Raw genomic sequence first — 23,181 nt, 5'->3', positions numbered from 1 at the left:
GTGTTGGTAGATAGAATTGATATTCTTGAATCAACACATTTTGTTTTGCTTTTGCAGAATGGAAGGAAAGTTGATAAGGATATAATTAGCATTTCAATTTTGCATTTCAGATTTGGAATTTAAATGATACATTAATAATTTGTATAATTAATTTTATAGAAATATATAAGAAACTGATATACTATTTTATATTCAGTTTTTGCTGTTAATTTGTAGAATATGGTAAAAAATTATAGAATGTATATTTAAATAGTTATATAATAATATGTAGAAATAATGTTATTATTTTGATTGAAGTAAGAAATGATTTGATCTGAAGAGTTAAGGATAATAGTATTTAAGGGGGAACTTATGATAGTATCTATAATAGAGAATGAGAGCTATATTTCTGATTTTGAAAAGGAAAATATTATAAAAATATTACAAAATGGTTATGAAAGTGATACTTTGGATTTTAAAGAATATGCATATCACGTAGATGATGATGTAAATAAGAAAAACTCAAAGGTAAGGTATGAAATAATAAAAGATTGTTTAGCATTTTTAAATGTTGAGTTTTATGTTGATAAGTATATTATTTTAGGGGTTCAAGAGGATAAGGTAAATAAAAAATTTAATGTTGTGGGTGTTCAATCAAATGATACTAGCAGTTATGAAAATATTATACAAGCTCACATTCAGAATTTTATAAGTCCATCACCTAGAATTAGTATTATTAAAAATTTTTATGTGAATGAATATCCTAATAAAGAATTATGCATTATAAAGATAAAAAAAGAAAATTATAATAGACCATATTTATTAAAGCAAGAAATAGAAAATGAAAATAAAAATGGGAAATTTAAAGTTTATCCTGGTGCATCATTTGTAAGAAGAGGTAGTGAAACCGCTCATATGACTCAGCAAGAGTTGGTTTCATTATGCAGGGAAAGAGAAAATACAATATTTGCTTATTTTGATTTTGATGATAACCAAATAAATTATAATATTGTTAATGAAGTTGTATTGAAATTAGATATATTACTAAATAAAATTGTTCTTGATAGTCTTTCACTTAAAGAAAAAGATCTCAAGGAAAAATTCATAAATTTAGTTAAATCTATTGTTAAAATAACAGAAGAATATGAAATAAACTCAACAGATGCATATGTTTGTGAAACATTTAAGATTATTAATTTAGGGATAAAAGATTATAATAGTATCCAACAGCATTTGGATAATGGTATTAATTCTCTAATAATAAAAGTACTAATATTAGTTAATAAGTTGTATTTGTTGGAAAAAAATATTATTGCGTTTAATGTAAAGATAACAAGCAATAGTATTAAGATTAATATTAGGAATGATATTAAAACTTACGAAGAATACAAGGAAGCAGAAAATGAATTAAATAAAGTTAAGCTTATTTTTGATCATTTGAAATTTAATGATGGTAGTGAATATTATAGTAATATTTTAAAAATTAGAAGTATTGACATAGAAAGGCTAAAGCCAAAGGAAATGAATTTTGTTAACTTTAATGCAGAGTTTAAAGTATCAAATAAAATTATTTCTAATTTAATTGAGCCTTTATATGGAAAAGAAAGCTATTATGTTGGATTAAGAGAACTATTACAGAATGCAATTGATGCTTGTAAAATTAAAATGAAAACTAAAAAAAATGATAACGAAGAATATACTCCTAATGTTAGAATAAATTTTTTTAAGAATGAAAACAATACAATACTAGAGATAATTGATAATGGGAATGGTATGGGTGAGGAAACATTAAGAAATGTGTATTTTGTTGTAGGTAATTCTGATAAATCTGATTTTGAAACAAATGTTGTAGGTAAATTTGGAATAGGAGCACTTGCAGGGTTCCTTCTAGGAAATAAAATAGAGATTGAGACAAAGAGTGATGTAGATGAATACTTATATAAATTTCAATTACTAAAGGAATTAATTGATGCTAAAAATGATAAAAATATGAAGAGTTTTAATATAAGTAGAATAAATAAAAAACATGATGAAAGTGGAACTAAGATTACAATTGAATTAAATAATGATTTAGGTAATATCAAAGATTTTAATGTACTAAGAAATAAACTTAAATTAGATGATTGGTTAATAAATTCTAGAGTTAATCTTGAATTTGTATATACAAATTCTGTTGATGACAAAGTTGAGGGATTTAAATCAATTACTTGTAATGATAGTTCTTTAAAGTGGATAAGCATTGAAAATTCTGAATGTCTTGAATTAAAAGTATTTGATATTTCTTCAAAAAGTAACTCAGATGGAGATAATTCAAGTAATAAAAAAAATAATAAAAATTTAAGAGTATATGATCAATATATTTTATATAATGATGTATTAATGAAGGGGAATTTTAACTCAGATAATTTATATGGTTCAACGAGAATAAAATTACAGTACATACCATTTATTATAATAAATAAAACAAATAAGATAGATGATATAAACTCATATGAAAATCCAGAAATTGAAATCCCATTAGATAGAGAGCTAATTTCAATAAAAGGTAAAATACGAGAAAGAATATTTTATAGCTTATATAAAAAAGCAATTGATGATTTTAAAACTGAAATTAATATAAATGACTTAGAAAGTATTCGAAATTTTAAATATGAAGAAATGAATTATTTTTTTGAATTACCACCAATACTTTTTTGTGATATGGGTTTTTTTCTTAGCAATTCGGCAATAATAAAACGCCTTGTCGATAATGGTTACAGCAGATTTGTTAAAATTACAAGTGATCGCATTAATGTTGAAGCTACTAAATTTGAAAAGAACACTATATATTATTTTGTTGAAAAATACATTAGTAAAAGTGAGTTTGGTGATAAAATAATAGATAACATTGTAGATGGATTTTCTCTCAATCTATTTAAGAAGTATGCTGTTAATGAAAGAAGTTATAGAACGGGTATAAAAACAAAAGCTTTACTTAAAATATTAAAGAGATTTGATTATGATTATTCATGTAATTTTAATATTGATGAAAATATGAGTGCTGACAATATATGGAATGAATTTAATCAAGTTAAAGCATCTAAAAATTTATCTAATATTGATATTGTATATATGAATAATACATTTAATTTAACAAATGCGGAGAAATCTTTATTTTCTAATAATGCAATGATAGAAGTATTTGATGGAAGTAAATCATCTTCATATTATATGTTTGACCCATTTGATAATAGCATTTTTATACAAGCTTATAAAGATGCTCATTCTAACATTATTTTTTCGCCTGATATATGTAATGATGAAGTTGCAGCTACTATTAAGTAAGCAATATAATATGGAAGGATAAGATTGAAAGAAATGCTTTCATAATATTGCGTATCTTTACTGAAAGGTATGGATATAAGGTGAAAATATAGCAGAGGGCTAGTCCCAACCCACGTTGAGTGCGTGGTATTGATAACAAGGGCAGAGAAATAAAGTGTAGTAAAAACATTGATAAATAAAGGGTTTCTGAAATTGGAGATAATTCTGCTATTCTTGTAAATGTAACTTCTGGTTTTAGAAATCTTTATTTTTATGGTATTGGGTAAAATATCATAAAAGATAATATCTGTGGGGTTGAGTCACCGAGTTAGATATGGTGTATGTTAAGTAGCTTGCTAAGCGTCAAAGAATTTCAGCCTATTAACAACTAATCTCCTTTGCTAAATTTGAGATATCAATTAAAGTTAGGAAGGTTGGTATGTTGATGAGTAAAACATCTCAAATATAGGAATATATTGGAATAATATATTAGAAAAGTTTTACCAGGTATGGAGCTAATTTTAGAAGATGCATCATTAGAAATAGATAATAGTGCCTCGGAGAGAGCTATAAAATGGTTTGTTATAGGAAGAAAGAATTGGCTGTTTTCTAGCACTGCAAAGGTGCAAGAGCTAGCGCTTTAATCTATAGTATTATTGAAACAGCAAAAGCTAATAACCTAGTAGTAGAAAAATACTTAGTATATTTATTCGACAGCTTATCAGATTCAGAGCATAGAACACAAAAAGATTTAAAAAATATATTGCCATGGTCGGAAACTATTCCGGAGAAATTAAAAATTTCAGTTTCAATAAAAAATAATTTGAGCCCTCAGTAAAGCTATAATGCTTAAGCAGGGGGCTATTTTTATAATTAAAATCAAAAGTCAAGGTGTCTAATTATTGACGCTTACGATGGAAGACCAAAGTTTAAACTAAGAAATATTCTGAAACTATATATTTATGAATATTTTAATGGAACAAGGTCATCACGTAAATTAGCCAAGCAATACCGAATAAATAAAGAAGTAATTTGGTTATTAAAAGGTATTAAACCCAAATATAGAATAATTGCAAACTTTAGCAAAGACAATAGTGAAGCTCTTGAAAATGTATTTAAGAGCTTTGTTTCATTTTGTATAAATTTAAATGTTGATTTATACTTTAAAACTGGTTCTCTGTAAGCGTCAAAGAATTACCGCCTATTAACTGATAAGTTCCTTTGATAAACTTGAAATATCGAAGATGACTTAAAGGAGGTATTTCAATAATGTCAAAGGACGTAGCCGAAGATTTAAACTGGGAGGATATATTAACAAAGTTCAATTCATATCAAGGCAAGATAATAGATTTTTGTAAAGAAAATAATGTTAACCACCATCAATTATATTACAGAAGAAAAAGAGCTAGAAATGAAACACAACAGATTTTTCATGCTGTAACTTTAAATAAAGACTGCTCGATTAGTGCTCCGCACATATATCGGGAGGATGTAATTAAAGAAATTAAAATAGAAATAGGCACAGCTAAGATATACATTCCTTCTAATGAAGGCGAATTACTATCAAAGATAATTAAGGAACTTTCAACATCATGCTTAATTTAAGCAAAGTTAATACTGTGTACTTAGCTTGTGGTACTACAGATTTAAGAAAAAGTGTTGACGGATTAGTAATGCTCGTAGAGACTACGCTAAATCTTGATCCATTTGAAAAGGCATTGTTTGTATTTTGAAATAGGCAAATGAATAGAATAAAAATACTTCATTTTGATGAGGGATTCTGGCTTTATTATTATAGGTTGGAAAATAATAGATTAAAGTGGCCTATGACTAAGGAAGAAGCTGTTAAAGTAAACAAGGATGAACTAAGTTGGTTACTTAAAGGATATGAGGTAAGAGCTACATCTAAATTTAAATCTATAAAAGAAAAAAACTCTTATTAAAGCCTTTTGTTATAGGCAGAAAAAACTGGCTATTTTCTAATAATGCAAAGGGAGCAATGGCTAGCGCCTTAATTTATAGCATAATCGAAACAGCGAAAGCTAATAATTTAATGGTAGAAAAATATTTGGTCTATCTATTTGATATGCTATCCAAGGATGGAGCGAAATCTAGAGAATATCTACTAAATATAATGCCTTGGTCGGAAACACTTCCTAAAGAGGTGAAAATTTTAACCACTAAGAAAAGTTAAAGTTAAAATTTAAAAACCCAGTAGGACTAACAGTAGTAAGTCCTGCTGGGTATAACTATATAATTTAAGATTTATGGAATTTAATACGTCGAATCTTTTACGCTTACATTCATAAGAGATGTGTGGTATAAGGAATTAAGCAGGGGTGGAGATATCCGCTCCAGCGAAAAAACTGTTAAAACTAAAATACTCAGTTTTTAACTGCTTATTTATTTAGTCGAAAAGAAAAAACAAAGCAAGTATGTATGAAGCTTTCATTGAATTTCTCTTGACCGAAATGCGAATATTTTGTACAATGTAGTTACATTTTGTCTTTTGTAATCGTTTCAATTTCTGGAGGAGGTAATACATTCGTGCATAGCGATATTAACAAAGAAAAACTTATGGCATCTATGGCCGACAACCTTGTGATACTAAGAAAAAAACTTGGTCTGACACAAGCCAAACTAGCGGAGAAGGTAGGAATCGGCAGACAGACGTTAATAGACATTGAAAAAAAGAAGCGTCCTATGGCTTGGAACAATTTTATAGCGTTATTGTTAATTTTTCGTGAAAATAGTGGCACAAGTGATTTGCTTGACTATTTTGGTATTTATACGGTTGAACTTAATAATTACCTTACTTCATCGGATGGCGTTAGCAATGATTAAAGAGTCTAAAATTACGAAAGGAGTTCAAGGAATGGATATAAAAGATAATCTAAATACTGTACAAAATTTCAATGCCACGCAAATTTCCTTGGAATCTGTTTCAATGAGAGGAGAGTTTAATAAATGGCTTGTTGATGGCAATGCAAAGAAATATCCAGTTGAGGTTATTCTTTCTTGTATAGACAAGATTTCAGATTATACTATCCAAAAGAAAATTAGTTCTGTCGGCATTTGGGAATATATGCAGTTCAACGCTTTTAAGCCATTATACAACAAACTGTTGGAAGCTAAATTGTTGAGAGTGACTAACAAGAGTATATATAAAGTGTTCATCGTTGCTGGACAGCTATACTTAAAATTTCTGAAAGAAAAGCCGTGGATACAAAAAGTGTCATTTACAGATGGGGGCATAGAGAGAACTACAGATAAAGAACAAATAGATGAAGTAAATCATCCAATAAAAACTATCGCAACTGAAGACGTGATTTCATGGTTGGTAACTCAGCCAAATGCAAATGGAACGTTATACCTAGAACACGTTGTAAGGCAGTATATGCGCAGTTTACGCTCTGCTCCCATGAAGCTATCGTTGCTGTCCATAGAAAATAGGGATGTGTTCGCTTGTCACACGGTTTCTGAGCTGGATGAATTATGGAATATCTTTAAAACAGCACAAAACTATAAAAAAGTAAATAGTGACATGAGTGGTATGTTTTCTGCTGGATTAGGGGTATACAGACGATATTTAGAGAGCATTGCAGATAACTATAATCAGGATGAAGCTGTACAGTCGGTAAAAGCCCCAAAACAAGAGGTTGTTTCTTCTTATAATGCTATAATGCTGAAAACTTTGGAAAGGCATTTTCCGAATGGCTTTAGAAGCAACTCGTCAATTGAGTTGCGGCGTTTCCGCAGATTTGCAATGGAAGATTATGATGAAGGGATAATGCTATCTGATGAGGAGCTTAACAATTTGATTTTATCTTTCGGCACATTATTTGAAGGAAAAGTGTATATTGTCCAAGTAGATGCCACAGAAAGAATCAAAAGTAAAATCGATTCAGCAATTGAATTAGGAGTGGGGATTATCTTTTACAACGCTTTTTACGAGCAAAATGAGGATTGGTTATTCCCTGCAAGCGTTATCTCTGAGGAAATGTTAAAGAACACTCTTATGAGTTTGTATCCTCAATTTGTTCATAAAAAGAATTATCTTATGTTTGAAGTGAAAAGTGGAAGTGAACTTTCAAAAATCTGTTACGAGGTACTTCGTGTATGGGGCGACGATGTTTTGTTAAGCTATGAACAACTTTTACAACGACTTCCATATATCCCTATTGATAAGATAAAGTATGCCCTGTCACAGAATGCAGATTTCATATGGAATTCAGAAGGTGTTTACGCGTATATCGGTAAAATAGACATTATTGATGAAGAACGTTCTGTCATTACTGATTTTGTAGCGACAGCCTATCTTAAAGAAGGGTATTCCTCGTTAAGTGATATTCCACTCGGTGAAATCGCAGAACGTAATTATGAACTATCACTTACAGCAGTTCAAAATGCGGTATTTTCCATTGTTCTTGCCGACAAGTACGATAAGCGAGGTAAAATCATAATACGAAATGGGGATATACTTGATGCACTATCTATTATGAAAGAGTATTGTCGTTCTTTGGAGAAATGCTCTTTGCGTGATCTTCTTGATTTCCAGCGTGAACTGACGGGAGAATCGCACCGCTTGATTCCAATGGAAGCTGGCTATTCTATTATGATTCGTACAGACGAGGACACCTTTCTTGCTGAAAAATATGTTCATTTCAACACATTTGAAATAGATAATGTTCTTGACCAATTTGTTGAGGATAATTATCTGCCGCTTAGGAGTATTACTACCTTCTCGGTGTTTCCTGATTGTGGACATGTATGGAATTTATTTTTGCTCGAAAGCTATTGTCGCAGGTTTAGTGAGAGATTCCGTTTTGAGGTACTCTCAATAAATTCAAAAAATGCAGGAGCTATTGTTCGCAAAAATCACACAGCATCCTACATTGAAATAATGGCTGATGCTGTTGCTATTGCTGACTTAGAACTTGAGAAAGCAGCAATTGAAGACTTCTTGTATAACAATGGATATATTGGCAGGAGGTCATATGCAAAGGTCAATGAATTAATTGAAATGGCGAAAGCCATACGAGAAAGGAGGAATTAGCCATGTACTCGTATACTTACGACCGTAAAACAGGTGGGATACTGCTTAATTCCTCACCTACGGTTTTTTCAAAGGAGCCACGTCCTGTCTATGCTTCTGAGCTTGACACACTGGGCTTTTATGAATATTGGAAATATGATAAGCAGAACGATGTTCCATATATGTGGGCTGAGGCTAATAACTACTGGTATAGAGGTATTCTAATAGCAAAATTGAAAGGTGGGAATTTGTATACCGCCCCTAAGATACAGTTTGCTTATTTGTGCAATGAATACAGAGAAAGCCCGAGTGGAAAGACAAGTGAAAAGGTATTATTTGATTCTCCCGACAAACAACCTACTTTTACCGATGACAGAGGAAATGTATTCAATATTGTTAAACCGGAGCCGAATGGTAATTTCCTCCGCCCTGTTGATATTACAGCGATGGTTCAAGCAAACCGTGAGATGCTTGAAATCATCGAGCAGACAACCGTTAAGAAGATATTAGCAATATACACCAAGTACAAAAACAAGCTTGATTGCTTTCATGTAGCATTTAGTGGGGGCAAAGATAGTCAAGTACTTCTGGACCTTGTTAAAAAGGCATTGCCGAAAGGCAGCTTTGTTGTGGTATTTGGCGATACAGGTATGGAGTTCCCCGATACCTATGATGTTATTAAGAAAACACATCGACAGTGCATTGAGGAAGAGATACCGTTTTATATTGCTGAGTCACATCTCAAGCCAGAGAAATCATGGGAGTTATTTGGTCCTCCATCTCGAACTTTGCGTTGGTGCTGCTCTGTACATAAAAGCACACCTCAGACATTAAAGCTAAGAGAGATTACAGGAAAAGATAATTATACGGGATTGGCTTTTGTAGGTGTTCGTGCACAAGAAAGTGCCACGCGATCAGAGTACGATTACTTTAATGATGGTAAAAAGATAAAAGGGCAATACAGCCACAATTCCATTCTTGAATGGACTTCCGCAGAGATATGGCTATATATATATGGAAATAATATTTTAATTAATGAGGCTTATAAAAAAGGTAGTGCAAGGGTTGGTTGTATTTGCTGTCCTATGGGCGGTGGTAAGGCTGGGTATGTTGAATTTAAAAACTATACTGCCGAGGTAAGCAGCTACTTTGACTTCATAAAGCAATCGAACGGAAGAAGCAATATAAATGTAGATGAGTATGTAAAAAGTGGCGGATGGAGTGCAAGAAAGAATGGTAGAGATTTAGCAGATAATCCAAACCGTTGTTCTGAACGTATAGAAGATGGGTTCTTGATTATTGAAATCGAAAACCCGGTTTCCGATTGGCAAGAATGGATTAAAACCATTTATATAGATAAAGATGATTTTTTAATCCAAGAAACAAAAACGGGATATATTGCTAGATTAAAAGAAGAGGTTATAAAGAAAAATCCGTTGTTAGGCAGACTATTTCGCCAAGTGTTCCATAAAGCTGCTTGCTGCAATGGTTGTCGAGTATGTGAAGCTAACTGCCCAAATGGAGCGATACGATTTGTTGGTAACCGAGTAAGTATAAATGGCTGTGTTCAATGTCATAAGTGCCATGAAATAGATAGCGGATGTTTACGATATCACTCATTACGTCATCCGCAAGGAGGAGGAAAACCTATGAGGAGTTTAAACACAATGTCTAACCATGCACCTAAAACTGAATGGTTAGCAGATTTCTTTGAGAGGAAGAATGACTTCTTCTTAGAACACAATTTAGGTTCGGAGCAAATATCATTTTTCAAACGTTTTTTAAAAGATGCAAAATTAGCTGAAAAAAATCAAGTAAGCGAATTTGCCCAGTTGGTTTCTGCTATAGGATGGGATACAGATGTGGCGCAAGGATTAATTCTACTTAATCTTGTATTTGAAAATCCGCAGATTGAGTGGTATGTAAGAAATTTTGACATTGGAAAAGCTTACATGCGCAAAGAAGCTGAAGATATGTTGGCTACTCATGATGTTAAACCACCTGTAGCAAAGTCTATTTGTGGTGCTTTCAAGCGACTTACTAAAACCCCACTCGGCCCTATCCTCCGCTTCGGTCATGTTACCGAAGAAGGCGACCTTGTACGGACGATATGTTCCGTTACTGACTCAAGAGTGATTTTGTACGGTTTGTTCAAGTTTGCAGAGAAGTGTAATGACTACAAAGAGTTTACCCTTGCAATCCTTCTTAACGATAGCATTGACCGTGATGGTATAAGCCCTACTCGTATTTTCGGACTTGACCGTGAGGATATGACCCCGATGCTGTTAGGGCTTTCAGCGAGGTATCCGGAGTTCATTACTGCATCCTTCACGAATGATCTTGAAAAAATAACACTTGCAGAAGATAAAACTTCGATGGATGTTCTTGATTTATTTAAGGAGGGAATAGCAAATGGCTAACAATAAATATCGTGAGTATTTTGATATTGACGAAGCGTATTTTCCCTGCATTGATGACTCTGCAATCAATGCAGGTGCTCCTTGGGATAATACATATCCTCATGAAACATTTATCAGTCTTTTGAAAAAGACTGAGTATATGCTTGGCGGTAGCACAAAGCGCTCCCTCTGGATTCATGGTGCATATGGAACGGGCAAGAGCCAGTGTGCGTTGGCACTCAGAAAAATCCTTGAAGCTCCGGAAGATGAGCTTCAGGACTATTGGAATAAGTATGAGTCGCTACAAAAACATAGCGATTTACTTCAAAAACTGCTAGGCCATAAGTCTCGTGGTATAGTAACAGCACATCGCTATGCTTCCGGAGGTATCAGCACTCCACGCGAATTCTTTTTTGCTATACAAGAGAGTGTAAAAGCAGCTCTTATCTCTGATAATAAGAATCGTTCAAGCGAAAATCTACTCAAATTAGGTGAAAATACCCTAAAGGAGAATGCAATCGCGTGGATTAAAGAAAATAAGTTTATCATTGATGAACTTCTTAAAAAGCCAAAATGGTCAGCGGTTTTTTCGCAATCTACAGCGGATGAAGTGCTGTCCGCATTGCAAAGAAGTGGCGATGTTAGAAATTTGATGAACAACCTTTTTCGTCTTGCCGAAGATGGCATCACAGCATTTTCATTAGATGCTGAGAGCCTTAAGGATTGGCTTCGTGACGTTATAAAGCAAAATGATATAAAGATTGTATTTGTTTGGGATGAGTTTAGTGGTTATTTTAAAAATAATAATTCACTGGACGAATTTCAGAATATTGTATCTTTATGTCAAGAAGTGCCGTTTTATCTTGTTGTCGTAACGCACCAAACCGATTATGTTATGTCTAACCAAGACCAATCATGGAAAGTTGTTAGGCAACGTTTTGAATTCACGGAGATAACTCTTCCTGACAACATTGCATTTGAGCTTATTGGCCATGCTTTCAATGTGAAGCAGTCAGCAAAAGATAGTTGGGATGTATTAGTGGATGGAGATTTGAATGAGCAACTTGCAGCATCAAGAACGGCAGTGATGAAAGTAGCGAAGATTGAAGACACACAAGTTATGAAAAATATTGTGCCGATTCACCCAATAGCAGCATTGATACTAAAAAATATTGCTTCTGCATTCCAGTCAAACCAACGCAGTATGTTTGATTTTATTAAATCATCAAATATGGAAGATGTAAAAGCATTTCAATGGTTTATCGAAACCACAGGTCCAGAAGATGACCATCCACTGCTCACTGTAGATATGTTGTGGAACTTCTTCTATGAAAATGGCAAGGATAATTTGACTTCCGATATACGACTTATTTTAGACACCTTTCCTCAGCAGCAAAATTTGAGAGAAGATGAGAAAGCTGTACTAAAAGCGGTACTTATCATGCAGGCGATAGACCAAAGATTGGGTGGAGCTATTGAATTATTTAAGGCTACAGAACAAAATCTTAGTTATGTATTTGAGGGCATCTCATCTGGTTTGGATGTGTCTTGCAAAAACTTAGCAAAGGGACTTGAAAAAAAGGGAATATTGGTTTCTAATCCGATAAGTGGTGGGCGTTCTGTTTATGCTGCTGCAGTACTTGCCGGTGACCAAGCGAAGATTGACGGATATAAGAAAGCTGTACGTCAAAGCAGCACAACATCAAAACTTGTAACAGAAGGCGGACTTTCTACTGTACTATCGCTTTCTCCTGCTCTTCGTTTGCGTTTTGAATCCGAACCGAATACAGGGAAAATTACACCTGTAACAGTTACTGACTTCACACGAACAATCAATATTATGCGTGATAAAGCAACAGGCTGGAACTTCCATGCCGTCATTGCATTTGCAAAAGACGAAAAGGAAGCTGCCGGATTCCGTAAAACAATTAAAGAGGCTGTTGCAGATAAGCAATATAAGAATATTGTATTTATAGATGCACTCTCAACTCCGCTTGGAATGGAAGCATTTGAGCAGTATGTGGAATTTTCTGCAATGGCAATGTATTACAATAAAAATAACAATACACCATCACGGGAAAACTCTGATAAGGCTCGCCGTGTATTAGACCAAGAATGGAAAAATCGTGTTTATAATGGGCAGTTTGTTGTTTATACACATACGAATAAAGAAGGCGAAAAGTTGGGTAACGGACAAGGCGTGGCTAGTGTACTTCAAACTATTGTTACCACACGCTTTGAATTTATGTTTGATTTTTTCAAAAATCTTACAGAGAATCAGATGAAACTGACACAGGCAAGGCTATCGGCTAAAGGCGGGATAACACAAAGTACTAGTGGTGTTGTCGCAGGTATAGAGAAACATGTTTTGCCTACTGTGTGGAATATGGAGAAATATTGGGAGAATCCGGCTTTTTCTTCGCTTAGTATCACAAAAATTAAAATTGAGGTAGACAAACTTATTGAAGATGCATTTAAGAGTGGACAGATTTCCATTGGCGAAATCTATGATTTCCTCGAAAATAAGTATGGCTTTGCACCGTGTAATCTGTCTGCATTTATAACAGGCTTTTTATTAAAAGAATATGGTAGTGAGCCGTATCGTTACAGTGATTCATCCAGTGGACATGAGCCTATGACACCGGAGAAACTTGCAGAAATGATAGGTAATTATATAGGAAAAACGCCGAAGCCGACTTACATTGTAAAAATGACCCCTGATGAGAAGGCGTTTTATGAACTTACTGAAAAAGCATGGAGTATTACTCCAAATTCATGTTCCTCTGCCGGACAAGCGGCTTCTGCGGTTGCAGAAAAAATGCGTAAATTTGGATTGCCTATATGGGGACTGGAAGAGATTGATGAGTTAGGGGTTTTTGATGTTATCGAAAAATACATTGAGCTTGTACAAAAAGAAGGCAATGAGGCACATACAAAAGCTGTTGAGATTGGGAAAATTGCATCTGCAAAACCTAATCTTGCCGATAACTTATTCACACTACTGAAAGGCGATAATTGCCGCAAGGGAATGGAAGAATATTTGCGCTCATTTGAGGGTGGAAAAATAATGGAACTTGCTAAGGAAATCGGTGCAGAAGGTAGTGTAATTGCTGACATTCGTAAATTGTTTGGAGTTAAGCATTCGTGCTTATGGGATAAACAGACTGGAGAGGACGAAATCCGTAAGCTCCTAACCGAATACAGTATAGTAAAGAAGAGTAACACCATTTTAGATACCTCAGCACACTCGTTGTCAGAGGCTTTTAAGGAATGGCGTGAGCGTTTAAAGTTTCTCGGCATCTCCTGTGAGGCAATGTGTTCAAAATACCCAGCCATCTCAAAGGTGTTTGATACACTATTGAAAGTATATCAACAGTCAGATGTGTTGCCTGACCAGCTGAAAGCTTTTTTGTCAGGATTGACAGAGCATAGTGCAGAAATAAAGGATTTACTGAATAATGACAAAAGAATTTTTGCCGAAGTGTATGCACCTTACCTTGAAAATTTGAGTGAAAATGACATTAGTAATGTAAAAGGAAATTCATCGGTAGGTCTATATGAATTGTCAAAAACAGACTGCAATTCAAAGGTCAAAGAAGCTGCGGAAGAATATCGTAAAAGTCAATTAAAAACTCAGCTCTTTAATCTTTGGAGGGATAAAACAGGCACAAAAAATCCACACGATTGGTCAGTTCATCATAGAACACCTATATTATGCTGTGTTTCAGAAGCAGAGTTTGGAACAGCGAAAAAGTCATTTGAAACCCTTAATAGGAATTGGGGAACAGATGGTGAAATCAAAGCAGCACTTGAATTCTTAGAAGCTGCTGAATTCTTTGATGTCTTATCCGATAAAGAAAAATACAATGCTGCTTTTGTATGTGGCATTATTGGCGAGTACCGAGCAATGCTTCCGGAGCTGGACAAGGTAAGAGATGCCCTTGAACGCTTGTCGATTGAAGGAGATACCTACGGTTGGTATGGGAATCCAATAGTCAATAATAAGGTGAAACAATTAGCTGAAGCTGAATATAATTCCGGCGGCAGTGATAAAGCTCTCCATAAAATTGATGAAATGGATGATTTACAACAGTTGAAACAATATCTCAAAAAACTCGTTAAAGAAAGTATGGCTGTTGGGATTGAAATATTAGCAGGTGGGGGTGGGAATTAATATGCAACTTGAAGCGGTAAGCAGATACTTAACTTCGTCTGTCAAGACACCATATTTTTTGTTTATAAGCGACGAAAAGCTTACTTCTGTAATTGAGGAACTGTCTATTCTCGGATTTATTCCTGTCAGAGTAAGTGCATTTTGTAAAGATGACAAGTTTCCGGATATCGACGAGTTGTTTGAGCATATCAAAACTGCTGATGTTAATGCAAAAGATAAAAAGCTGCTTATATTAGGACTGGGAGAGTATTTGGCTTTTAAAGGGAATTTGGAAGCGGAAAATGTTTTATCGTATCTGAAAGATATGAATGTCGGAGGAGTAAAGGTTATATTTGTGTTGCGTGGGCTTGCCGCACAAATTGCTGATTTACAGTCAGACCCTCGATTTGATAGTCGCCGCTTTAGTGTTATAGACAATACGGTCTGTGATTTGTCATTTACACTTGTTTCACCTTCTGTTGGACTGCAAGCAGAACAGGGTTTTAAATCTATGCTCTCAAAACTTGAAGACGGAGTATGTGGAAATGTTGTTGTAAACACAGCCGTGCAGCTTGATAATGCCTTGTTTACAATACACAGAATTAATGATGCCTATGAAGGTATAAAGTTCACTATTGCCGGCTTTGGACTGTCTCGTTCCTGTGGTAGCGATACTCAATGGTCTGAGTTGCTTTCGGAACTTAATCAGGAGGACAATTCTCTTGATAAGATTTTCGATAAATATGATTATAGTGGAAATCTTGAAACGAATTTTTATACTCGTATCTCTGGCAATGATTTTAAAAACTGGTTGTACTTCATAGCAATAAAGCAAAAGGCAACTACACTTGAAAACAGTTATCTTCGATTTGTAGCAGAGCGAACAAGTCGTTTTGAGGATTTTAGAGCAAATGTGCTGAATGAAATAATAGACATTTCTTATACAGATAAGCGTTTTTCGGAATTCTATGCAGAAAGGAAAATCCTTGTAGAGAAGTTTCCTGAGCCGGATATAGCAGATTTCGTCATCAACAATAGAAAAGATCCTTCTGAAAGTATCTATAAGCTCACAGACAGTACGAAAACCGAGCGAGAAGAAATAATTTCATGGGTTGCAAAGAATGGATTCATTCCGCAAATTTCTGATAAGTATCCTGCGTTAGCAGCGTACCAAAAGCAGTATATATTCAATTGTGGCGAATTATCAGCTTTATTGACCGACTATTTTGAAGTCTATAAACGCCAAAAGATTTCTAATTTTCTTGAAGAAGATTTTTTAACTAAGGTAGATGAACTTGCCATATTTCGTAAATATAATCGACTTCCTCAACGGAGTGAGATTATAAATACTTTTGACAAGAATGAAACCTTTCTATTTTGGCTTGATGCTCTCGGAGTTGAATATTTGGCATATATTTCAGAGTTAGCACATAATCGAGGGCTTTCAATTTCCATAAACATTACCCGTGCTGATTTGCCAACCATAACTTCAATAAATCGCAGTTTCTTCGATGAGTGGACAGGGAAAAAGGAAAAGTTGGACACACTTGATGAAGCGAAACATAAGGATGCAGGAGGATATAACTTTACAATTAACGAAATGCCTGTTCATCTTGTTAAGGAATTGGAAATAATCTCTGGGGTTATTGATAGAGCTGCCACAGAACTGGCTTTACGCCGTTGCAAGAGATTCGTGATAGCAAGCGACCACGGTGCTTCCCGACTTGCTGTTCTTCGCCGCAAAGAAGAAAAATATGATACAGATACCAAAGGCGAGCATTCCGGTCGCTGCTGTAAGTTGTTTGAACCATATGATTTGCCGTTTGCAGCACAGGAGAAGGGATACCTTGTTCTTGCTGATTATGGCAGATTCAAAGGGAGTCGTGCGGCTAATGTTGAAGTTCACGGAGGTGCTTCTCTTGAGGAAGTAATAATTCCGATTATTGAACTTACATTGAAAAAATCCAATGTAACAGTAAAACTTGTGGAGGATAGCGTAACAGTAGATTTTCGCACCGGGACGTCTATAACATTGTTTACTAACACTCCGTTGAGTGATGTGTCACTTGTATTAAATAGCAAGCGTTATATCGCATTGCCTACAGATGAAAACCATTATAAGGTAGCTTTGCCTGACACAAAACGTGCTGGAGACTATCCGGCAGATGTTTATGCAGGAGATGATTTAATCGGACAAGTTCTGATTAATGCGCAAGGCAAGAGTGGAAAATCTAATGATGATTTTGATAATTTGTTTGACTTATTTTAGGAGGTGAAATCTGATGATAGAGAAACTGAGAATTTGTTTTGATGAGATGGTTGTTTATAAAGACCTCAAAAAAAGCAATTTCTTTTCTGCGCTTAGTCTGCCCTCTTTTATGCGCGACTGGCTTCTAAAAAAATTCGAGGATGAAAACGGTCATTTCGATTCTGACGAATTGGTGCGTTTTGTGCGTACTTACTTGCCTCGAAAGGATGAATGGACCTCTATTAAAAATCGAGTGATAATTGAACACGAGCGTGTAAAGTTTCTGGCTAAGGTTTCGATAGATATCGATATCAAAACAGGAGAAGTGTCCTTTGCGTTGCCAGACTTTGGTTTGTCGAGCAAAGACACAATCATTGAGGATATAGTTTGGCAGAACTGTAAAGATGATTTGGTGCGTGGCCGTGAAACATGGGGAATGGTTGAAATAGGTTATCGACCTCCAGACGATTACGATATGGAGTTTCAAAAAAATAGAGCTAAAGGAGCAAATAGAGGTAAAATCAAGCTAACAGCATTTAAGACTTTCTGTCCCTATACCATAGATATTGATTATTATAAAGATGCTCGTAGGGAGTTTAGTACATCCGAGTGGATCGATGTTTTGTTAGGAGCGGTAGACTACAATGCAAGTGGATACCTTGGTGATGAAGAAAAGAAACTAACAATGCTAACCCGTTTACTGCCTTTTGTGGAAAAACGACTAAATCTCATAGAGCTTGCCCCGAAGGGAACAGGTAAATCATATCTCTTTGGCCGTGTCAGCCGTTATGGTTGGCTTTCCAGTGGCGGTATTATGAGCCGTGCAAAAATGTTCTACGACCAAAACAAACGGACAGTTGGGTTAGTATCAGGGAATGACTTTATTACTCTTGATGAAGTACAGACTATATCATTTACTGATGTAGATGAAATAAGAGCAGCTCTAAAAGGATACCTTGAATCGGGTATTTTTACAGTTGGAAACTATGAAGGAGCTGCTGATGCAGGGGTTATTCTCTGCGGTAACATTAGGAAAGAAACAATGGATGCAGATGGATATAGCAATATGTTTGAAGAGTTGCCATCTGTATTTCATGAATCAGCCTTAATAGAGCGTTTCCACGGATTTATCAAGGGCTGGAACATTCCACGAATGAATGATGATTTAAAAGTGGCAGGGTGGGCATTAAATTCAGAGTATTTTTGTTCGATATTACACGAACTGCGTGAGGATATGAGCTACCGTGCCATTGTCGATGAACTTATTGAAGTTCCAGAAGCAGCAGATACCCGTGATACGGAAGCTGTTAAACGTATTGCAACTGCCTATCTTAAATTATTGTTTCCTAATGTACGTGAACCCGGAGATATTACCGCTCGTGAATTTAAACGTTACTGTCTTGATAGAGCGCGCAAGATGCGTGATACTATAAAATATCAACTTGGTGTTCTTGATGAAGAGTATAGAGGTAAGGACATTCCTATATTCAGTGTGCGACAAGACCAAGAAGAACAAGAGGTGTGATGATTTGGACAAGAAAAACTGTTATGTTTGTAGAAAAGAAACGCTAAGTAAAAATGAAATCGGGCTGACAAAGAAGTTGCTCGGTAGAAACTCCAAATATTTTTATTGTATTGATTGCCTTGCGAAATATTTGGAAGTGGATACTGAATTTTTATTAGCAAAGATTGAAGAGTTCAAAGATCAAGGGTGTACTCTGTTTTAGTGAAAAAACTTATAAATTATGCTGGTAATGTTGCCACAATAATAATATCTGATGTGGTGTAAAATTATTAAGTATTATATTAAGCCATTATGGGGATATGTTTAAAAATCGTAGGCACGTTAGGACGGTTGTACTTCTTTCCCACAAAAAAGCAGACACACATATCAACGTAAATGTGGAGTTGGCGAGGGCGATGGGAAAATTCCTGTTGGCAAAATCGCTGAAAAGGCAGAAGAATATAGAAATAGCCAAAGAGTTACCTATAAAATGATGCAGGAGTATATAGAAAATAAATACGGTTTTAAAGTACACACGGCTTATATCGCAGAAGTAAAAAGAGATTTTGGATTGCCAATGTATGACGCACCCAATGCAGTAGAGGAATTAAAACAGCCGAGAAAGCACCCGACACCAGAAAAGGTAGATGCAATCAAGGATGCTTTAAAGCATTTTCAAGTAATTTAATATCTGACTACGAAAACAAAAAGTTGTTTGCTCTTTAACAGGGTAGACAACTTTTTTATGTAAGCGTCAAAAAATGTCCGTATTTAAAAATTAGAAATTCCTTAATAAACTAAATCTAGCAGTAAGCTGCAGTAAACCATGATAATAACGGCGAACTTGAAAATTTACATTTTATGTATTTATCGAAAAAAGGGCATACATAGTCAAGCGTCTGCCTGCTTTTTATGATATATTTGTATGTAAAGAGGGACTAATTATATGCATGCATGGGAAGCTATACAAAAATCCTTTAAAGTTACTGAACCATTACAGGCATCAAATTTATTAATATACTCTTCCCAAGTAGCATTATCTAATCTTCTAGACATAGTTACCCTCCCATTGATAATTATTTTTCTTAATTTTATCAATGAGAGGGTAAGTTATCTAGGTGCTTAATTTTTTACGCTTACAAATATAGCAATAGTAACTCCACTAGATTTAACTGCATCAGTTTTAGATTAACTATAAGGAATGTAAATTCACTAAACATAGATATAGTATTATCTGGGAAGTATCGTTTTAGATTAACTATAAGGAATGTAAATTTTTAGAGAAGTTGAAGTAGCAAAGGGGTCAGCCCACATAGGCGATTACCGGAAGGAAATCTCCTTCCTCTTGAAAAATAAGTATTAATAAACTTTTATAACCTGAAAACAAGGACACTTGGAGTAAATCTCTACAAGTGTCCTTCTTTTTTATATATCCAAATTAAACTTATATTTAATTAGCATTCCAATAGTTCCTTTTCACACTTACAAAATACAAACTAGAAAAAATGTAATATTTTACAAAAGCTACTTTACAAATTAAAGATTTTATGTAAAAATTATACTATAAAGTTTGAAAGTGAGGTAAGAGTAATGGATGAATTTTCAATCAGCGATAAAATCCCGGAGAATTTTTGTAGATATATTGTTAACTGCATAGACGTGGCCCTATCTGATGATTATAAAAGATATGTGGAGGAGTTTCATCCAGATACTACAAATGGGGTTCCACATTGTATCTATGATTGGATAAATGGGAATATTGTGAGATACATTCCCAAAGAGTTTAGAGTAATAGAATTTAATAGGTATAGTTGGAAGCGTAAAATGATCATCGATGATGAGAATAAGATTGTATATACAGTAATGAGAGAAAAAGGTTTGAAAAGAATTAAGAGCAAGAGTAGAACATCACCTCATTATTTGCAGACTTTTGTTTCTATTTTAAATGCTGAATTGAAATCTCAAACCAAGCAATTAACACTTGATGGATTTTACACTAACCTTTTTACTCAGGACACTTTAAATCATGACTTTGAACATCTATGTGGAGAGAGTATAAATGCTACAGATGGTTATAAACATTGTCTTATAGCTTTTAATACAGAACTAGGGCAGTTATCTGCTGTTAGTGCATGGATACTTGATAAAGATTTAGATGTAGTTGATAGCTATAGTCTAAATGAATATATTAAATCAGATTACAGTAAGCTTACTAATATGGCTATAACAGAAGAAATTGATAAGTTACCACAAAACACACCAAATGCTGGCTTATTGTCATTTACAAATAAAAGCCTAGTAAAGATAAAAGAAGTGACTAAGAAAGGTTAATCTATGAAAGCGAGAGATAATTAAAATGATAAAGTCAAAAAAATTTATTGGAGAGCGTCTGAAAAGTGCAAGGATGTTTAAAGGATATACACTTACAGAACTTTCAGAGATAACAGAGATAAGCAAACAATCCCTCTCTCTTTATGAAAATAATAATAATAAACCTGAGTGGGATAACGTATCAAGATTATCCGCAGCTTTGGGTTTCCCTAGAGAATTTTTCTTCCAAGAAAGCATTTTTGAAGTAAAAACTGACGCAACATATTTTAGAGCCTTAGCAAGTACTACGAAAAAAGATAGAGCAGCACAGAAAATAAAATTAGAATATATATCGCAAATTTATTTGATGCTATTTGAGTATATAGATTTTCCATCATTAAATATTCCCAACATAGAATTTTCACCTTCTGATTTTACTAATAATGATGAAACAGATGATGAATTAAATCATGTTGAAAACATAGCAAAGCAAATAAGAGAACATTGGGGGCTGGGAAATGAACCAATTATAGATTTAAGATATACCCTGGAATCTAATGGCATGGTTGTAACTAGTTTTAATGCAGAGGCAGATAAAATAGATGCTTTTAGCCAACGTACAATTGTTAATCAAGGTGAAATTTATATGATAGCAATTTCAGACAGCAGACAGTCAGTGGCAAGAGCTAGATTTGATATGGCACATGAATTAGGGCATATTTTATTACATCCTTGGAGTGAAGACTTGGAATTAATAACTAAAGAAGAATTTAGGGCAAGGGAGCGACAAGCTAATGCCTTTGCAGGGGCATTCTTGTTACCAGAAAAAAGTTTTAGACAGGATATTTTACATTATCCTACTACCCTTGATTATTATAAACACTTAAAGAAGAAATGGAATGTGTCTATATCCGCAATGATTTATAGGGCATATCAACTAAAAGTAATATCAAACAACCAATTTCAGTATTTGATGAGACAGGTGTCTAAAAATGGATGGAGACAAAATGAACCCCTTGATACTGAATATAAATTAGTTAACAACATTCTACAAACTGCTGTTGATATGTTAATAGAAAATAATATATTAACTGGATCACAAATGACAGCAGAACTTGCTGACAGGGGCATTGTGCTATATCCTAAACAAGTTGAAAATTTACTTTGTTTAAAACCTGGTACATTATCAAAAGATGATATTCCTAAGTCCCCTATAATACAATTAAAAAATTGGAAGAATGCTTAAATCTTTAACCATTCTTCATAATCAATAAAACTAAGTCCTCCTGATCTAACCATAGCCAATTTATCACCTGTTTCTACACACCAAGCATTAAGCTGTGGTTGGGTCATTTTCCTCTTTTTAACTCTTGAATAATTAAAAATAGATAGTGGATATATAAAAAACAACCATATAATTCGTAATGGAGGGTAAAAAATGAATGAACAAGTTAAATGTCCCATTTGTGGTAGGAGATTATTTGATATCGAGGAATTTGCAACAGGTGTAATAGCTATAAAATGCATCCAGTGTAAACAAGTTGCACAAGTAAGATTAGACAAGCCTATTTTAAATAAAACAAGGAAAACTACATTAATTTGTTCAGAGCCAAAAGGAGTCTAAAAGAACTACCTCAGTGCCGGATAATTGTTAAATAAAACAGTTATTCGGCACTTTTTTTATACTTAATTGGCTTTGTTTTAATATAGTGTTGATAATGAACTACATATTATTACTCACAAACCGTTTCGGAAGCTTGATTTACTAAAGACTCTATTCAAGTAAAAAGCTAAAATACAACAACTCGATTCTCTCGAACAAGTTGTATTTCTTAACGCTTTTCACTTTCATATAGCCTAAGTAAATCTAATCTTCCTGCAAATGGTTTAAGTGTAAACTTAGATTCCTGCGGAGCAAAGGAATCTCTAGTTGAACTTATGCAAAGCTGCTTAGCAATAATATGTAGTTCTAATATCAACAACCATTTAAAACAAAGCCACTTAATTAAATAAGCAGATGAAAATCCATACCGAGCAACGGAGTCAGTGAACTATCAAATAGCCGGATGATTGCTAATTAAAGCAGTCATCCGGCTATTTTTTTTACCCTTTTTAGGTCATTTCAATGAATTTTCAGGAGTTTAAAAAGTTTTATCACCTGAATATTCAGGAGTTTTGAGAAAGCTTAAAGGATTTTATCTAGCTGAAATTACCTCAACAAAATTCGGAATTTTCAAAAAATGAGGGAGA

The 23,181-nt window shown here is 34.1% G+C and carries 16 protein-coding genes and 1 pseudogene; all 17 read left to right on the top strand.

All coding sequences use genetic code 11. From position 1 onward, the window contains the following. Positions 1 to 351: 351 nt before the first annotated feature. The 17 genes and pseudogenes from ACI48Q_RS19905 to ACI48Q_RS19825 all read left to right on the top strand — a co-directional run bounded on the left by ACI48Q_RS19905 (position 352) and on the right by ACI48Q_RS19825 (position 22,555). On the top strand, positions 352 to 3,303 hold the full coding sequence (locus ACI48Q_RS19905) for an ATP-binding protein (protein WP_474920863.1): 2,952 nt from the start codon (positions 352 to 354) through the stop codon (positions 3,301 to 3,303). Positions 3,304 to 3,770: 467 nt separating this feature from the next. Beyond that, positions 3,771 to 3,926: an IS66 family transposase gene (locus ACI48Q_RS19900; protein ID WP_474920893.1), complete on the top strand. Its 156-nt coding sequence runs from the start codon at positions 3,771 to 3,773 to the stop codon at positions 3,924 to 3,926. Further along, positions 3,926 to 4,120 carry a transposase domain-containing protein gene (locus ACI48Q_RS19895; protein WP_474920892.1) on the top strand — a complete coding sequence of 65 codons (195 nt, stop codon included), beginning with the start codon at positions 3,926 to 3,928 and terminating at the stop codon, positions 4,118 to 4,120. Before ACI48Q_RS19900 ends, ACI48Q_RS19895 begins: the two co-directional genes overlap by 1 nt. 60 nt (positions 4,121 to 4,180) lie before the next feature. Next, entirely contained in the window at positions 4,181 to 4,465 is a 285-nt protein-coding gene (locus tag ACI48Q_RS19890; RefSeq protein ID WP_474920891.1) for a transposase, read from the top strand. 86 nt (positions 4,466 to 4,551) lie between these two features. Further along, positions 4,552 to 4,887 (top strand): hypothetical protein, encoded by a 336-nt coding sequence (locus ACI48Q_RS19885; protein ID WP_474920862.1) that lies wholly within the window; start codon positions 4,552 to 4,554, stop codon positions 4,885 to 4,887. Further along, a pseudogene (gene tnpB / locus ACI48Q_RS19880) lies at positions 4,875 to 5,225 on the top strand (IS66 family insertion sequence element accessory protein TnpB). Before ACI48Q_RS19885 ends, tnpB begins: the two are co-directional and overlap by 13 nt. A 56-nt stretch (positions 5,226 to 5,281) precedes the next feature. Further along, positions 5,282 to 5,476 carry a hypothetical protein gene (locus tag ACI48Q_RS19875; RefSeq protein ID WP_474920861.1) on the top strand — a complete coding sequence of 65 codons (195 nt, stop codon included), beginning with the start codon at positions 5,282 to 5,284 and terminating at the stop codon, positions 5,474 to 5,476. A 353-nt stretch (positions 5,477 to 5,829) separates the two neighbouring features. Then, positions 5,830 to 6,126 (top strand): helix-turn-helix transcriptional regulator, encoded by a 297-nt coding sequence (locus tag ACI48Q_RS19870; protein WP_474920860.1) that lies wholly within the window; start codon positions 5,830 to 5,832, stop codon positions 6,124 to 6,126. A 31-nt stretch (positions 6,127 to 6,157) separates the two neighbouring features. Beyond that, positions 6,158 to 8,338, top strand: coding sequence for a hypothetical protein (locus ACI48Q_RS19865; protein WP_474920859.1), 2,181 nt, complete (start codon positions 6,158 to 6,160; stop codon positions 8,336 to 8,338). 2 nt (positions 8,339 to 8,340) lie between these two features. Beyond that, a complete protein-coding gene (locus ACI48Q_RS19860) occupies positions 8,341 to 10,737 on the top strand; it encodes a phosphoadenosine phosphosulfate reductase domain-containing protein (protein ID WP_474920858.1) in 2,397 nt (798 codons plus the stop codon). Further along, positions 10,730 to 14,890, top strand: a complete 4,161-nt coding sequence (locus tag ACI48Q_RS19855; RefSeq protein ID WP_474920857.1) for a hypothetical protein — start codon at positions 10,730 to 10,732, stop codon at positions 14,888 to 14,890. The genes ACI48Q_RS19860 and ACI48Q_RS19855 overlap by 8 nt, the downstream gene beginning before the upstream one ends. Position 14,891: 1 nt before the next feature. Beyond that, positions 14,892 to 17,138 (top strand): BREX-4 system phosphatase PglZ, encoded by a 2,247-nt coding sequence (gene pglZ, locus ACI48Q_RS19850; protein WP_474920856.1) that lies wholly within the window; start codon positions 14,892 to 14,894, stop codon positions 17,136 to 17,138. A 13-nt stretch (positions 17,139 to 17,151) separates the two neighbouring features. After that, positions 17,152 to 18,642 (top strand): BREX system Lon protease-like protein BrxL, encoded by a 1,491-nt coding sequence (gene brxL / locus ACI48Q_RS19845; protein WP_474920855.1) that lies wholly within the window; start codon positions 17,152 to 17,154, stop codon positions 18,640 to 18,642. Between the two features lie 469 nt (positions 18,643 to 19,111). After that, complete coding sequence (locus ACI48Q_RS19840) at positions 19,112 to 19,309, top strand: hypothetical protein (RefSeq protein WP_474920854.1); 198 nt, start codon at positions 19,112 to 19,114, stop codon at positions 19,307 to 19,309. 902 nt (positions 19,310 to 20,211) lie between these two features. Beyond that, on the top strand, positions 20,212 to 20,952 hold the full coding sequence (locus tag ACI48Q_RS19835; RefSeq protein WP_474920853.1) for a DUF5986 family protein: 741 nt from the start codon (positions 20,212 to 20,214) through the stop codon (positions 20,950 to 20,952). Positions 20,953 to 20,977: 25 nt separating this feature from the next. Continuing rightward, the gene (locus ACI48Q_RS19830) at positions 20,978 to 22,177 is read left to right on the top strand and encodes a helix-turn-helix domain-containing protein (protein WP_474920852.1); all 1,200 of its coding nucleotides are present in this window, start codon (positions 20,978 to 20,980) and stop codon (positions 22,175 to 22,177) included. 192 nt (positions 22,178 to 22,369) lie between these two features. Continuing rightward, on the top strand, positions 22,370 to 22,555 hold the full coding sequence (locus ACI48Q_RS19825; protein ID WP_474920851.1) for a hypothetical protein: 186 nt from the start codon (positions 22,370 to 22,372) through the stop codon (positions 22,553 to 22,555). Positions 22,556 to 23,181 lie beyond the last annotated feature (626 nt).

Source organism: Clostridium sp. LXY-7, from assembly GCF_056172015.1.
The sequence above is the reverse complement of the archived record's forward strand: the minus strand, read 5'-3'. Positions and strand labels throughout refer to the sequence as shown.